Source organism: Nocardioides panacis, assembly GCF_019039255.1.
Lineage (GTDB): Bacteria > Actinomycetota > Actinomycetes > Propionibacteriales > Nocardioidaceae > Nocardioides_B > Nocardioides_B panacis.
In genome coordinates this window covers 1065226-1079379 of the sequence record NZ_CP077062.1, presented here as the reverse complement: position 1 = coordinate 1079379, position 14154 = coordinate 1065226, and the positions used below count along the sequence as shown (strand labels likewise).

The window sequence follows — 14154 nt, the reverse complement described above, 5'->3', positions numbered from 1 at the left end:
GAGGCTGCCGGAGTCGGAGGCGTTCCTGGCGGCGCGGGGAGGGGCCCCGACAGGCTCGACCGGCCGGGGGGAAGGCTCGACCGACCAGCGGGCCGCCCGGGGGGGCCGTCGTGCGCGGCGGGTTCCTGGCGATCAGCCTGGCGCTGTGGGTGGCCTCGTTCATGGGGCTGCTGCTGGTCTACGGGCTGAACACCTGGCTGCCCAAGATCATGGAGATCGCGGGCTACTCCACCGGCGACGCGCTCGGCCTGCTGCTCGCGCTCAACCTCGGTGCGGTCACCGGGCTGCTGGTGGCCGGGCAGATCGCGGACTCCCGCGGCAACAAGCCCACCGCTCTGGTGTGGTTCGGCCTCGCGGCGGTCTTCCTGGCCGGGCTGAGCATCAAGCTGGAGTCCACGCCGGCGGTGTACGTCGCGGTGTTCCTCGCCGGCGTCTTCGTGTTCAGCGCGCAGGTGCTGGTCTACGCGTTCGTCGGCCACCTGTACCCGCCGGACGTGCGCGGCACCGCCCTCGGCCTCTCCGCCGGGGTCGGCCGGGTCGGCGCGATCGTCGGCCCGTTCCTCGGCGGCGCGCTGGTCAGCGCCGGCATCGCCTACCCGTGGGGCTTCTACCTGTTCGCCCTGGCCGCGGTGATCGCGGTGCTGGCCCTGGCGCTCGTGCCCGCGCACGCCCCCGAGCCGGCGCCGGTCACCGGTCCCGGAGCCGCCGCACGAACTTGAGGCCGGACCAGGTCGCGTCGACGGCGCACACCTTGACGTCGACGAACCCGGTGGCCAGCCCGACCTCCCGGACGACGCGCTCGTCGAGGTCGGTCGGCACCCGGCTGGCCTTCTTGGGCCAGCAGACCCAGACCGTGCCGGCGACGGCGGTGCGCTCGAGCACCACCGGCAGCCGCTGCTCGAGCCGCCGGAGCGACGTGCTGAACAGCAGCGTGACATCCGGGCGGCGCGGCAACCGGGTGGTGTACGTCGCCCCCGCGAGCAGCTCGCCGACGTGATCGGGCCCGCCGTCGACGTACACGGTCAGACCGGGCTTCAGGCCGAGCTTCGCCACCAGCGGGGTGCCGGAGTAGCCGTGGGTGCTCACGCCCCGCATTCTGCCCGGGTGCGGCCGCTCACCGTCCGCGTGTCAGGATCGAGCACGTGATCCGCCGTCTCCTGCTGCCCTGCGTGGCCCTCGTGTGCGCCCTCGTCCTGTCCTCCTGCGGTGGTGGCAACGACTCCCCCGCGACCGTCGACGGCTTCCCGGCGTACGTCACGGCGAACAACGAGAAGGGCGCGCAGAGCTTCGCGCGCTACTGGATCGACACCCTCAACGAGGCGACGAACTCCGGGGACACCGCGAAGTTCAAGAAGCTCAACAAGGACAGCTGCACCACCTGCGGCGACTTCGCCAAGCAGCTCGACGACATCTACGGCGCCGGTGGCCGGGTCGAGACCGACGGCTTCAAGATCAAGAAGATCGTCAACGAGGCCGGGGTCCCCGCGCCCGGCGCCGGTGTCAGCGTGGTGCTGACCGCCACCCCGCAGAAGGTCTACGCGAAGAGGGGGGGCGACCGTCCGCGAGCTCAAGGGCGGCGACCTGCGGCTGCGGCTGATCATGGTGCGCGTCCAGAAGCACTGGGTGATGGACCGCATCGACATCGGCTGACGCTCAGCGCCAGCTGGTCCGCAGCACCGTGGTCGCCGCGAACGGGTCGCTGCCCCGGGTCGTGACCAGGACGCCCTCACCCTGCGGGCTCCCGGTGTAGATCGCCGGCCCGCCGCCGACCCAGCGGTCCCACGCCGCCGCGAACGCCTGCGCCCGCTTGCCCGTGGTGCCCAGCACGGTCGGCACGCTGTGCCACAGCTCCCCATCGGCGCGGAGCCGGCCGAGCGCGACCCGCAGCCCGTCGCCGTTGTCGACCGGCCCGGCCAGCACCCAGCGCGGCAGCACGTAGCGCGGCGAGGCCATCGGCGAGACCACCTCGTCCAGCGCGCTCGCGAACGCCGCCGACTCCTCCGGCGGCACGCCCTCCAGCGCGCAGCGCCGCTCCCCCACGGTGTCCACCTCGACGCTGACCGCTGCGGCCCCGGCCGAGGTGAGGCCCGCGGAGTGCAGCCCGTCCGCGACGGCGAACGCGACCTGCTCCAGGCCGGGCGGCCGCGCCAGGTCCTCGGCGATCCGGCGGCCGCGGTCCACCGCGACGGTGGTCTGGATGCCGAGCATCGTGACCACCCCGATGCCGACGACGGCCGCCGGGGTGAGGTTCAGCAGGAAGGCCAGCGCCGCGAGCACCAGGCCGACGGCGAGCGCGAAGTGCGGCCGCCACGGTGCGGGCCGGCCGTCGCGCAGCCGCAGGTCGCCGTCGTGCAGCACCACCGGCGCCGGCGCGGTGACCGGCGCGGCCGGGATGCGGGTCGTGATCCGGACGGTGTGCACGAACGTGTCGGTGTACGGCGTGCCGACGGCCCAGGCCTCCCGCACGGTCTCGCGCTCCTCGGCGCGGGCCAGCATCCGGGCGTTGACGGCGTCGAAGTCGCTGACCGGCGGCGCGGCGTACGGGGAGAACGCGTCGTCGACGTGCGCGACCCCGGCGACCACCTCGCCCTCGGCGTCGACGCCGTAGAAGCCCTCGTGCTTGCGGACGAACCGGTTCCAGTCGTTGCCGCCCTTGGGGTGGTCCTCGCTGACGCAGACCACGCTCCAGGTGAGCGCGACCTTCTCGGGCCAGTACGGGTCCGTGCGCAGCGCGCGGCCGCGGGTCTGCACGACGGCGGTGCTCGTGGTCGCGGTGGTGAGGTCGACGAGCCCGGTGACCGCCCGGGCGTCCCAGCCCTCCCCGAGCAGGCCGCGGGTGCCGACCAGGACGTGGCAGTGGCCCTCCTCGAAGAACCGCGTCACCCACGGCACCCACTCGCGGCTGGTCCAGCGGCCCTGCTCGGCCCGCAGCGCCAGGTCCGGGTCGTACGTCGCGACGTACACGTGCAGCGCCTTCATCGTCTCGGCCGACCCGGTCACGGTGCGGCCGGTGACGAGCACCGGGTGCAGGTCCGGCAGCGCGTCCTCGAGGTGCCGCAGCGCGAGCCGGGCCGAGCCGGCCTCCTGGGACAGCACGCCGTCGAGGTCCGCCGGCAGCGTCGCGGTGGCCTGCTCGTGGTCGCAGAGCACCAGCATGCGCATCCGCTCCCCCAGCCCGCGGCGCTCGGCGCCGACGATCTCGGTCAGCGCCACGACCTTCGCCTCGCTGCGGGCCAGCACCCGGTCCACCGGGCTGCGACCGCGGCGGATCCCGCGCCGGGTGAGCTGGTAGCCCACCGACGGCAGCACCGCCCGGATCCGCTCCAGCACCGCGTCGTCCTCGCCGGTGGTGCGCAGGTGCGCCGCCCAGCCCTCGAGCAGCAGGACCCAGTCCTCGGCGCCGGGGTCGTGCCGGTGCCGCTCGGAGAGCCGCGCGCCGTCCGGCAGCGTCATCAGCCCGGCGTGCACCATGCGCAGCGCGGCGTCGGGTGGTTCGCCGGCGTCGTACCTCTCGTCGAGCCAGGCGAAGAACCCCGTCGAGCCGTACGCCGGGTCGCTGAGCGCCGTGGTCAGCTCCGCGAACCGTTCGCCCTGCGCGGCCAGCCAGTCGTTCTCGGTCGAGGTCGGCGTGGTCAGCCAGGCCAGCTCCGCGAACGGCGCCAGGTCGCCCTCCCGGACGACGGCCGGGATGCTGACGCTGAAGACCGAGTCGCCGAACAGCTCGTCGACGAGCACCCGCTGGTCGGCGGTGAGGGTGTCCGGCGGTGTCGCGGTCAGACCCAGGACGAACGCGTCGGGCAGCTCGTCGAGGACCTCCTGCAGCAGCCGGCCCCAGACCTGCAGGAGGTGGTGGCATTCGTCGAGGACCAGGGTCAGGTCGCCGACCTCCTTGAGCCGCTCGACGAGCGCGCGCCCGTTCGGGTGCAGCCGGTCGAGCAGGCTGCCCTCCTCGGCGGCGCCCGTCTCGACCCCGTCCTCGTCGACCTCCGCGTCCGGGTCGAACGTGGCGAGCGACTGGTAGGTCAGCGCGGTGAAGAACGTGTCGACCGCCCGGGTGCCGCTCGCCTGGTCGCCGTCCCCGACGAGGTCGGTCCAGCCGCGCAGCCACTGGGACTGGATCGCGGTGTTCGGGCCGAGCACGACGGTGGTGCGCCCGCGGCGGCGCGCGGTCTCCAGCCCGACCAGGGTCTTGCCGGCGCCCGGGGGCAGCACCACCCAGGAGCGCCGGGCCCCCGTCGCCTCGGCCCGCTCGATCGCGTCGAGGGCCCGGGCCTGGTGGACACGGAGCCGGTACGGCGCGCGCGTCTCCGCGACGCCCTCCTGCTGCATGCCCGGATCCTCCCATTCATCACGGTGCCGCGCTCCCGAACCGGTCGGGGTTGTCCACAGATCAGCGGAGAGGTCTTTCCCGATCGCGCGGGCCGTGGGTAGGTTGCCGGAGACGAGTCCGGTTTGTCCGCGCGCGGTCTCGGGTCGAGGGTGAGGGGGGCGCGTCGTGACACAGAGCGTTCGCAGGCTGGCCGCGGTTCTCGTGGCCCTCGCCGCCGCCGTGTCGGGGTGCACGGACTCCGCCAAGCCCCAGCCGCTGCCGAGCACCAGCGCGGCACCGAGCGTGAGCCCTAGTGCGTCGACGTCACCGACCGCCCCGGTGCTGCCCGAGGAGGCGAGAGGCACCTCCGCAGCCAGCGCTAAGGCTTTCGCGCGCTTCTACATCGACACTGTCAATTTTGCAGCCAGGACAGGGATAACGGCTGACCTAGCGACGCTCGGGACACCTCGCTGCGTGTCATGTTCTGCCATACGGAAGAACATTAATCGGATCTACAACGCGGGCGGGACCATTCGATCTTCCGGATGGCAGTTGACGACGGTGGCCCCTGTTCCCAAGCAACCAAAGCGGAGACCAATCCTGGACCTCGGCGTCTTGCAGCCCCCCGAAGTCGTCAAACAGACCAACAAAGGGCCCACCAAGCGATACAAGGGCGGCCGGCAACCCATGACCATGCACTTGCGATGGACGCTGGTCGGCTGGAGCGTTGAACGTCTGGATCTGGTGTCATGAGCCGTCCGCGCGTTGCTTTGATAATGGTCGGGTCACTGCTGTGGACGAGTCTGGCGGGACTGAACCTGCCTGTGCGGGCCGATGGTTGCGACGCCTCCGGAACCTCAAGCGACAGCGTTCTCGACATCGGAATGTCCTGTGCCAGCGCGGGCGAAATGGACCTCGCACCCTCCACCACAGGTGACGGCGACGATGCCAGTGCAAGTGCCGGTCAGCCCAACTTCATCAAGTATCGATGGGTCTCGGTGTGTGCAGGCTCGGAACCAAGCGAGGTACCCGGCCAATCCTTGGACTGCGCCCAGGCCAACATTTGCCCGGACCCAGCCGAGCGCGTCTGGCGTCTATGGGGCCAGACCCCGGCAGGTGACTGGAAGCCATTGACCACTCAGTGCGCCGGCCCCGCAGGACCGCCGCCTGCCGCGACGCCCAAGCCCCAGGTGACGCCCGGACTCGTCCTCACGGCGCTCCGCCGGATCGGACTGCCGGCCCTGCAGGCGCGCACCCAGCCGCGGGACAAGACGCTGGTCAACTTCGCGACGATCTTCTACGCGGACCCGCAGACGTTCACCCGCACCCTCACCCTGCTCGGCCAGTCGGTCGACGTGGAGGCGACGCCCACCTCGTTCGCGTGGCACTACGGGGACGGGACGTCTGCGACCACCTCGACGCCGGGGGCGCCGTACCCGGCCACGGACATCACCCATAGCTACACCGACGCGCACACCACGGTGGCGCCCAGCGTCGACGTCACCTACTCGGCGCGCTTCCGGGTGGGGAACGGCGGCTGGCAGGCCATCCCGGAGACCGTCACGATCGCCGGGCCGACCTCCTCGCTGCGGATCAGTGAGGCCACCGCGGTGCTGTCGGGCGACTACCAGTAGCTGCGGAACGGAACCGGCGTCGACCGGGACCGGGGAGGCCTGGTTCGTTCCGCAGCTCCGGACTGGTCTCGACAAGCTCGACCAGTCGGGGCGGGACGGCGGTGGCAAACAGAGAACGAGGGGCGGGCCGCGGCTGCATGAGCGCGGACCCGCCCCTCGTTTCCCCTCAAGCCGTCGACCCGGGTCGAGGAGGTCGTCGGCAAGCCTGTGGGTGCGTCAGCGCACCGGGACCGCGATCTCCTGGCCGACCCGCAGCGCGGCGCTGGGCAGCGCGTTGAGCTCCTGGATCTGGTGCACCATCTCGCGGACGTGGCCGGGCTCGGCGGTCTCCGAGGCGATCGCCCAGAGGGTGTCGCCCTGGCCGACCTCGACGGTCCGCGTGGCGACCGGGGCACCGGCCTCACCGGTGGCAGCGGAGTGCGAGCCGTAGACCGTCAGCACCGCGAGCAGCAGCCCGAGGAACAGCACCACGGCCACGACCTGGCCACGACGGGTCAGGCGGACGGGTGTCGTCCGCGGGGCGCGGCTGGCGCGCTCACGGGTGAAACCGGGGTTCATCGCGATGGTGCTCATCTGGGACCTCCTGGGGAAGGAGTCGGTCGGGGAGTCGAACGGTGCGTCCATGACCGAAGTTCTATCGAGGACCTCCGACAGTTTCCGGAAGCTGCTCCTCGAACGGCTGTTCGATCGAACACATGTGCGACATTAGAGCATGTGTTCGAACGGATCAAGACCCTGAGCGAACAAACGTTCGAACCTATCCGCGGCGCTCCATCACCCGGCGGCCGACCCGGGCGAACAGCCGGAACCCCGCAGCCGATCGCGACGGGGCCAGCGACCCGACGCGGACGAGGGCTCCCCGCCAGGCCGGCAGGCTGCGCACCACCCGGCGCGAGCCGACCAGCGCGACCGCCGCACGGGCCACCTCCTCCACGGTGAGCAGCCGGCCGGACGAGTGCACGATCGCCTTGGCCGGCCCGTCGGGGCGCATCCCCTCGACAATCGCGGTGTCGACTCCGTCCGGGCACAGCGCGTGCACCCGGACCCCGCGGGGCACCTCGACGCTCGCGGACATGGTGATCGAGACGACGGCCGCCTTCGTCGCGGCGTACACCGCGAGACCCGGGACGGGGCCGAGGCCGGAGGACGACGCGACGTTGACGACGTCACCGCCGCCGTCCCCGAACGCGGCGAGCGCTGCCCGCATCCCCCACAGCACGCCCTTGAGGTTGACGTCGACCAGGGCGTCCACCGACGATGACGCGAGCTCGACCAGGGTGCCGTCGTCACCCACGCCGGCGTTGTTCACCCAGACCGCGAGCCGGCCGTGGCGGGCCGCCTCCCCGGCGACCAGGACGTGCGCCGCCTCGTCGCGCACGTCGTGCGCGAGCCCGGCGACCGCACCCACCTCGCCCGCCGTACGACGGGCGGCCGCACCGTCCACGTCGGTCACCACGACGGCGTACCCACGCTCCACGAGCAGCGCCGCGACCGCCCGCCCGATGCCCCGGCCCGCCCCGGTCACCACCGCACTGTCCATGCCCAGGAGCCAACCAGACGACCTCCGGGACCCGTCGACGGCACCGTCGCCGGGCGACACGCCGTTCGAACAAATGTTTGAACAACGCGTCGCCCGACGACTAACGTGACAGCACGGTCAGGCGAGCGGAACGCGGCAGAAGGAGCAACCCCATGGCAGGCAAGCGCAAGGACACCGGCGGCGGAGCCGACGTCGCGGAGCTCCCGGACGGCCCCCCGGACGCCCACGGCCTGACCCCGCGCCAGCAGCGCGTGCTGACGGTGATCCGGGACTCGATCGAGCGTCGCGGCTACCCGCCCAGCATGCGCGAGATCGGCGAACGGGTCGGCCTGACCAGCTCCTCGTCGGTCGCCCACCAGCTGCGCGTGCTCGAGGAGAAGGGCTACCTCAAGCGGGACCCCAACCGCCCCCGGGCACTGTCGGTGTTCAACCCCGACGAGGCGGAGTCCGTGGACGAGACCGGCGTCGGCGACGCGATGCCCGCGGCGACCTACGTGCCGATGGTCGGCCGGATCGCGGCCGGCGGCCCGATCCTGGCCGACGAGCGGGTCGAGGAGATCATGCCGCTGCCCAAGAGCCTGGTCGGCGAGGGCACCCTGTTCATGCTCGAGGTCGTCGGCGACTCGATGATCGACGCGGCGATCTGCAACGGCGACTACGTCGTGGTCCGCCAGGAGCAGACCGCCGAGAACGGCGAGATCGTCGCCGCGCTCATCGACGGCGAGGCGACGGTCAAGACCTTCCAGCGCAAGAACGGCCAGGTGTGGCTGCTGCCGCACAACCAGGCCTACGACCCGATCGACGGCACGAACGCCACGATCTTGGGCAAGGTCACCGCGGTTCTGCGCCGCGTCTGACCGCTCCGCACGACCGACGGACCGTCCCCTCACGGGGCGGTCCGTCGTCGCGTCCGCCGCTCTGTCCGGCTTTCCCCAGATCGTCCCGGCAGATCTCGCGACACGCGGCACCGACCGTCCCACCGAGGCTAGGCTGACTGTCCCTCTCACAGACCGGTGTCTCCCGTGATCGGACAACTGCTCACCCTCGCTCTCACGACGACTCTGCTCGTCGGGCCCCTCGGCAGCGCCGTCGCCGTGGCGGACCCCGGTCCGGACGTCACCACGGCGACCACCGCCCCCGCGCCCGCACCTACCGTCGGCGAGGGCACCACCCCCGAGCCCGTGCAGGACCCGGCGACCGCGGCCACCCGGGCGCTGGCCGGCGCCCAGGACCTGTTCGCACCCACGACCAGTGCCCCGCAGTCGCGCGCCGACCGCCCGGCCACGCAGCCCACCCGCGACGGCACCCTGGTGCTGCGCGAGCTCGCGCTGCGCGCCCACGACCTGGCCACCCCGGCCGAGCGCCGCTCCGCCCGGCACATCCTGCGCCGGCCCACCGACGGGTCGAACGCGGTCGGCGGCGAGCCGAAGTACACCGTGCCGGCCGCGATGGTCTGCACGGCCACGGTCTGCGTGCACTGGGTGGAGAACGACGCGAACGCGCCCACCGGCTCCGACGGCGACCCCGCCACGGTGCCGTCCTGGGTCAGCCTGACCCTGCAGACGGTCGACGCGGTCTACACGGCCGAGACCGCCGTGATGGGCTACCGCACACCGGTCCCGGACACCGCGGCCATCGACAACGGCGGGGACGGCCGGCTCGACGTCTACCTCGCGAACATCGGTGACCAGGGCCTCTACGGCTACTGCGTCCCCGACGACACCGCGCGCACCTCGGTCCGGGCCGTCTACGGCTACTGCGTGCTGGACAACGACTACGCCGCCACCGAGTTCGGCGGCACCCGCACGCCGGTGGACAACCTCCGGGTGACCGCCGCGCACGAGCTGTTCCACGCGGTCCAGTTCGCCTACGACTGGTCCGAGGACCCGTGGCTGATGGAGGGCACCGCGACCTGGATGGAGGACCAGCTGTTCGACGCGGTCGACGACAACCGCCGCTACCTGGCCGGCAGCCCCCTCGCCGCCTCCGACATGCCCCTGGACTTCGCGACCGCGGACCTGCGTGGGTACGGCGCCTGGCTGTTCTGGCGGTTCCTCAGCGAGTCGTCCGGGCCGGGGAACACCGACGACCCGACGATGATCCGGTACGTGTGGGAGCAGGCGGCCGGTGACGCCTACTCCCTGCAGGCGCTCCAACGGGTGCTGGCACTCAAGGGCACCACGATCGCGGAGACGCTCGCCCGGTTCGGCGTGTGGAACCGCGACCCCGCGCACTACTACTCCGAGGGGCACGCCTACCACGCCTCGCCGCTGCTCGCCTCCCGCACGCTGAGCCGCAGGTCGCCCACGTCGCACCCGCACACCGCCACGCTGTACCACCTCGGCCAGCTGTTCGTGCGCTACGTCCCGAGCCCGTCGTTGGGCCGGCACGCCACGCTGCGGGTCGCGGTCGACATGCCGGCGACGTACCGCGGCTCCCTCGCCCGGGTCATCGTGCACCACCGCAACGGCAGGGTGGTGGGCTACCCGGTGCGGCTCACCCGCTCCGGCGCGGGCACCCGGCTGGTCGGCTTCTCCTCGCACGAGGTCAGCTCCGTCGAGCTCGACCTGATCAACGCGAGCACCCGCTACCGGTGCCACCAGAACACCTACGAGAGCTGCTCGGGCCTCCCGCTCGACGACGCGCTGACCACCCGGTACGCCGCGCACGCCAGCCGGTGACTCCCCGGGTCAGCTGAGCGCGACGAGCAGCAGCGGTCCGCCGTCGTAGCGGCCGCCGTCGATCGCGACCACCAGCCCGTCGGCGTACGTCAGCGGACCCTCGACCTGCGCGGACGGTACGTCGAGCAGGCTGCCGATGATGCTGTGGCCGTGCACGATCTGCTCGCCTCCGAGCGTGTCGAGCACGGCCCTCGCGACCCGGGCGCCGTCGGTGCCGTTGAAGTCGAACCGGCTGGTGAGCGCGGCGAACACGTCGAAGTGCTCCTGCGCGTCGTCACCGGCGAGCAGCCCGGCCACGGTGGCGTTGACCTCGTCGACGGACGACCCCCAGGCGAGGTAGTCGGTGGTGTCGGAGTGCATCAGCAGGCGGTCGCCGGCCCGGGCCATCGCCGGCAGCCTGCGCACCCAGGCGACGTCGTCCGCGGTGAGCCCGGCCTGGTCCATCTCGTGCCCGCCGTTGAGCAGCCACAGCTCGGCGAACCGGGTGTCGGGGAACAGGTGGTAGCCCAGCATCAGCGCCTCGTGGTTGCCGAGCAGCACCCGCACCCGGTCGGGGGCCTGCTCCTGCAGCGAGCGCACGAACCGGATCACCCCGATGCCGTCCGGGCCGCGGTCCACGAGGTCGCCGAGGACCCACAGGTCCGTCTCGCCGCCGGTCCAGCGGTCCTCGCCGTCGACCAGCCCGGCGTGCTGCAGCACCTCGCGCAGGTCGTCCAGATGTCCGTGCACGTCGCTGACGACGTAGGTGCTCCCCATGCGGACATCCTTCCAGCCGCCGCGCGCCCGACGAGCGTCGGCTCACCCGGGAGGGCTACGGGGTCAGCGGCCGGTGCACCGTGGTGACCGGCTTCGCGTCACCCGGGTCATGCTCCGCGGCGGCGCCGACCACGAGCAGGAGGCAGGCCACGACCAGGGCGACCATCGACCACGGGTTCCGCTGCATGGCGAAAACGCTAGCACCGGGGTTCGCGCCGCGTCAGGAGGCGAGCCGCTTGAGCGCGGAGAGCACCACGGACCGGTCGGTGGTCGACCACATCGGCGGCAGCGAGGCGCGCAGGAAGCCGCCGTAGCGGGCGGTGACCAGCCGGGGGTCCAGGATGGCCACCACGCCCTTGTCGCTGGTGGTCCGGATCAGCCGGCCGCTGCCCTGCGCGAGCAGCAGCGCGGCGTGCGTCGCGGCGACCTGCATGAACCCGTTGCCGCCGGCCTGGTCGGCGGCCTTCTGCCGCGCGGACATCAGCGGGTCGTCGGGGCGCGGGAACGGGATCCGGTCGATCAGCACCAGCTGGCAGGTGTCGCCGGGCACGTCGAGCCCCTGCCAGAGGCTGAGCGTGCCGAACAGGCAGGCGTGCGGGTCCTCGACGAACAGCCGGGCCAGCTCGGGCAGCTGCGCCTCGCCCTGGGCCAGGATCGTCAGGTGCGGCAGCCGCTCGCGGGCCGCCTCCGCCGCCGCCTCGGCCGCCCGGCGGCTGGAGAACAGCCCCAGGGTGCGGCCGTCGGCGGCGTCCACGAGGTCGACGATCTCGTCGAGCTGGGCGGCCCCGAGGCCGTCGCGACCGGGCGGAGGCAGGTGCTTGGCGACGTACAGGATGCCCTGCCGGGCGTAGTCGAACGGTGACCCGACGTCGATGCCGCGCCACGGCTGCCGGCCGTCGTCGGGCGCCGCCGGCTCCGGGGACTCCGCCAGCGAGTGGTCGACGCGCTCGCTGGGCTTGAGCCCGAGCGAGGTGGCCACCGAGCTGAAGTCGCCGCCGAGCATCAGCGTGGCGCTGGTCAGCACCACGGTCTTCTCGGCCAGCAGCCTGTCGCGCAGCGGGCCCCACACCTGCAGCGGCGCCACGCAGAGCTGGTCGCCGCCGCGGGCCCGGTCGCGCTCGGAGAGCCACAGCACGTCGGCCTGGGAGTTGGCGGCCATCCGCTCGCTGTTCTTGAACAGCTCCTGCACCGCCCCGCGGGCCTGGGTGCGGCCCGCGTCGCCCTCGCCGTCGGACTGCGACTCCTTGGGGAACGCCGAGATCAGCGCGCGCGAGGCGTCCCGGACCAGCTGGACGGCGTCCGAGAGCGGCTCCGGCAACGTGTCGAGGCGTCCGGGTGGGCACTCGTCGAACGCGGCGCGCAGCGCGTCGCCGGCGTCCGCGAGGTCGTCGGCCTCCATGCCCTCGACGTGCCGCTGGGCCCGGCGCGCGGTGCGCTCGACCTCCGGCACGGACAGCTCGTCGGTCGCCGCCTGGGTGACCCGGGCGGACAGCTCGTGGGCCTCGTCGATCACCACGACGTCGTACTCGGGGATCATCGGGACGCCCTCGATGGCGTCGATCGCCAGCAGCGAGTGGTTGGTGACGATCAGCTGGGACTGGGCGGCCTTCTCCTTGGCCCGCTCCGCGAAGCACTCGTCGGAGAACGGGCACTTGGCCGCGCCGAGGCACTCGCGGTGGTTGACCGAGACCTGCCGCCACACCTTGTCGCCGTGCTTGGGCGCCGAGTCGCGGTCCCCGTTGCCCTTGACCTGGGTCTGCTCCTCGGCCCACGCGCGCAGGGCGAGGACCTCGCTGCCCATCGAGCCGGTCGGCATCTCCACGAGCGCGCCCTGCTCGTCCGGCACGCCCTCCCGGATGCGGTGCAGGCAGGCGTAGTTCGAGCGGCCCTTGAGCACGGCGTACGACGGCTTCTTGTGCAGCACGTGGTCGGCGGCCTCGAGCAGCGCCGGGATGTCCCGCTCGACGAGCTGGTGCTGCAGGGCCAGGGTGGCGGTCGCGACGACCACCCGGCGGTCGTGCAGCAGCGCCGGGACGAGGTAGCCCAGCGACTTGCCGGTGCCGGTGCCGGCCTGGACCAGCAGGTGCTCCCCCGACGTCATCGCCCGGGCGACGGCCTCGGCCATCTGGATCTGGCCGGCCCGCTCCTGGCCGCCGAGCGCCTCCACGGCGCTCGCCAGGACCTCACGGACTCGGGAGGTGGGCGGGGCGTCGGTCTCGGGCACCGGAGCACCCTACCGAGAACGGCCGACGTTCCCCGCCCCCGCTCCACAGGCCCCCGAGCCGACGCCGACCCGGCGGGTGTGGCGGGCGTACGCCCGCCAGACCCGCCGGGTCGGCAGGGGTCAGCCCGCCGGAGTCGCCGGGTCGGCGGGGGCGAGGTGCAGGAACGAGATCGAGGGCATCGGGAGGGTGGTCGTCACCGTCACGGTGCCGTCGGCGTCGGCCAGCACCTCCCGCGGCTCCTCGAGCGCCTCGAGCCGGTCGGCGGCGCGCAGCGCCGCCCACTGCTCCTCGTCGGGCCAGGCCTGGTCGCCGTCGCGCAGCGCGCCCCAGGTCCCGGCGACGTTCGAGTGGTCGGCGTCGACCCGGTCGTGGGTCAGCGTGTACGACGCCCCCGCGACCAGCCCGTCGACGCGGACCGTGACGTCGCGGTCGTGCGGCTCGGAGCCGGCCGCCTTGGTCTGGTCCAGGGTCATGTTCCAGGCCAGCACCGAGACGGCACCGTCCTCGGACCGGGTCGCGAGCGTCTCCACCAGCGACCCCGCGCCGTCGCCGGCCAAGGTCACCGGCAGCCTCCGCTCGTCGAGCCGCTTGAGCAGCGCCAGCGCCCACCAGCGGGGCTTGCGCAGCTCGCCGATGGTGCGCAGGCCGAACCCGCCGTGCAGCAGCGCCGGCGGGCGGCCGAGCTCCTCGAAGTGGTCGGAGACCACCCAGTAGGACAGCGCCTCGATGCGGCCCATCGACGAGGCCATCCCGCGGAGCAGGAACACCCCGGAGAAGACCGCGTCGCTGACCTCGTAGAAGTGCGTCGGGGTGACGCCCCACTCGGTCCACCAGATCGGCGTGCCGCCCCGGCCGTAGCGCTCCAGCGACGGCCGGATGAAGTGACGAGCGACACATGTCAAGGGCAGGTCCAGCCCCTCCCCCCGGCTTGTAACGCGGGGTTATGGACGCTGGAGCAGCGGTACGACGCCGGCGAACCGTCCACAGCACACGACAAGGGCGGCGGCCG

The 14154-nt window shown here is 72.8% G+C and carries 14 protein-coding genes; 6 read left to right on the top strand and 8 right to left on the bottom strand.

The window, feature by feature from the left end; translation table 11 throughout:
* Window positions 1-110 precede the first annotated feature (110 nt).
* A complete protein-coding gene (locus KRR39_RS05350) occupies window positions 111-719 on the top strand; it encodes an MFS transporter (protein WP_216941065.1) in 609 nt (202 codons plus the stop codon).
* On the opposite strand, the gene KRR39_RS05345 is transcribed toward KRR39_RS05350, so the two are convergent.
* Window positions 688-1086, bottom strand: coding sequence for a DUF3052 domain-containing protein (locus KRR39_RS05345; protein ID WP_254185529.1), 399 nt, complete (start codon window positions 1084-1086; stop codon window positions 688-690). The two genes, KRR39_RS05350 and KRR39_RS05345, sit on opposite strands and share 32 nt — an antisense overlap.
* A 56-nt stretch (window positions 1087-1142) precedes the next feature.
* Between KRR39_RS05345 and KRR39_RS05340 the strand changes: the two genes are divergently transcribed.
* The gene (locus tag KRR39_RS05340) at window positions 1143-1715 is read left to right on the top strand and encodes a DUF6318 family protein (RefSeq protein ID WP_216941063.1); all 573 of its coding nucleotides are present in this window, start codon (window positions 1143-1145) and stop codon (window positions 1713-1715) included.
* On the opposite strand, the gene KRR39_RS05335 is transcribed toward KRR39_RS05340, so the two are convergent.
* Window positions 1654-4329 carry a DEAD/DEAH box helicase gene (locus KRR39_RS05335; RefSeq protein ID WP_216941062.1) on the bottom strand — a complete coding sequence of 892 codons (2676 nt, stop codon included), beginning with the start codon at window positions 4327-4329 and terminating at the stop codon, window positions 1654-1656. The two genes, KRR39_RS05340 and KRR39_RS05335, sit on opposite strands and share 62 nt — an antisense overlap.
* Before the next feature lie 166 nt (window positions 4330-4495).
* Here KRR39_RS05335 and KRR39_RS25920 point away from each other — a divergent pair, with 166 nt between their 5' ends.
* Complete coding sequence (locus KRR39_RS25920; protein WP_367303707.1) at window positions 4496-5062, top strand: DUF6318 family protein; 567 nt, start codon at window positions 4496-4498, stop codon at window positions 5060-5062.
* A 437-nt stretch (window positions 5063-5499) separates the two neighbouring features.
* On the top strand, window positions 5500-5943 hold the full coding sequence (locus KRR39_RS05330) for a hypothetical protein (RefSeq protein WP_216941061.1): 444 nt from the start codon (window positions 5500-5502) through the stop codon (window positions 5941-5943).
* Between the two features lie 216 nt (window positions 5944-6159).
* Here KRR39_RS05330 and KRR39_RS05325 read toward each other — a convergent pair whose 3' ends face one another.
* The gene (locus KRR39_RS05325; protein ID WP_216941060.1) at window positions 6160-6567 is read right to left on the bottom strand and encodes a LysM peptidoglycan-binding domain-containing protein; all 408 of its coding nucleotides are present in this window, start codon (window positions 6565-6567) and stop codon (window positions 6160-6162) included.
* 133 nt (window positions 6568-6700) lie between these two features.
* The gene (locus KRR39_RS05320) at window positions 6701-7483 is read right to left on the bottom strand and encodes an SDR family NAD(P)-dependent oxidoreductase (protein ID WP_216941059.1); all 783 of its coding nucleotides are present in this window, start codon (window positions 7481-7483) and stop codon (window positions 6701-6703) included.
* A gap of 152 nt (window positions 7484-7635) precedes the next feature.
* Between KRR39_RS05320 and lexA the strand changes: the two genes are divergently transcribed.
* Window positions 7636-8340, top strand: coding sequence for a transcriptional repressor LexA (gene lexA, locus KRR39_RS05315; RefSeq protein ID WP_216941058.1), 705 nt, complete (start codon window positions 7636-7638; stop codon window positions 8338-8340).
* A 165-nt stretch (window positions 8341-8505) separates the two neighbouring features.
* Window positions 8506-10164: an MXAN_6640 family putative metalloprotease gene (locus KRR39_RS05310; protein WP_216941057.1), complete on the top strand. Its 1659-nt coding sequence runs from the start codon at window positions 8506-8508 to the stop codon at window positions 10162-10164.
* Between the two features lie 9 nt (window positions 10165-10173).
* On the opposite strand, the gene KRR39_RS05305 is transcribed toward KRR39_RS05310, so the two are convergent.
* The 4 genes from KRR39_RS05305 to KRR39_RS05295 all read right to left on the bottom strand — a co-directional run bounded on the left by KRR39_RS05305 (window position 10174) and on the right by KRR39_RS05295 (window position 14047).
* Window positions 10174-10920: a metallophosphoesterase family protein gene (locus tag KRR39_RS05305; RefSeq protein ID WP_216941056.1), complete on the bottom strand. Its 747-nt coding sequence runs from the start codon at window positions 10918-10920 to the stop codon at window positions 10174-10176.
* 55 nt (window positions 10921-10975) lie between these two features.
* Entirely contained in the window at window positions 10976-11107 is a 132-nt protein-coding gene (locus KRR39_RS25535) for a hypothetical protein (RefSeq protein WP_302053551.1), read from the bottom strand.
* A gap of 33 nt (window positions 11108-11140) precedes the next feature.
* Window positions 11141-13144 carry an ATP-dependent DNA helicase gene (locus KRR39_RS05300; RefSeq protein WP_436972033.1) on the bottom strand — a complete coding sequence of 668 codons (2004 nt, stop codon included), beginning with the start codon at window positions 13142-13144 and terminating at the stop codon, window positions 11141-11143.
* A 120-nt stretch (window positions 13145-13264) separates the two neighbouring features.
* Window positions 13265-14047: a GH39 family glycosyl hydrolase gene (locus tag KRR39_RS05295; protein ID WP_216941055.1), complete on the bottom strand. Its 783-nt coding sequence runs from the start codon at window positions 14045-14047 to the stop codon at window positions 13265-13267.
* Between the last annotated feature and the right edge of the window lie 107 nt (window positions 14048-14154).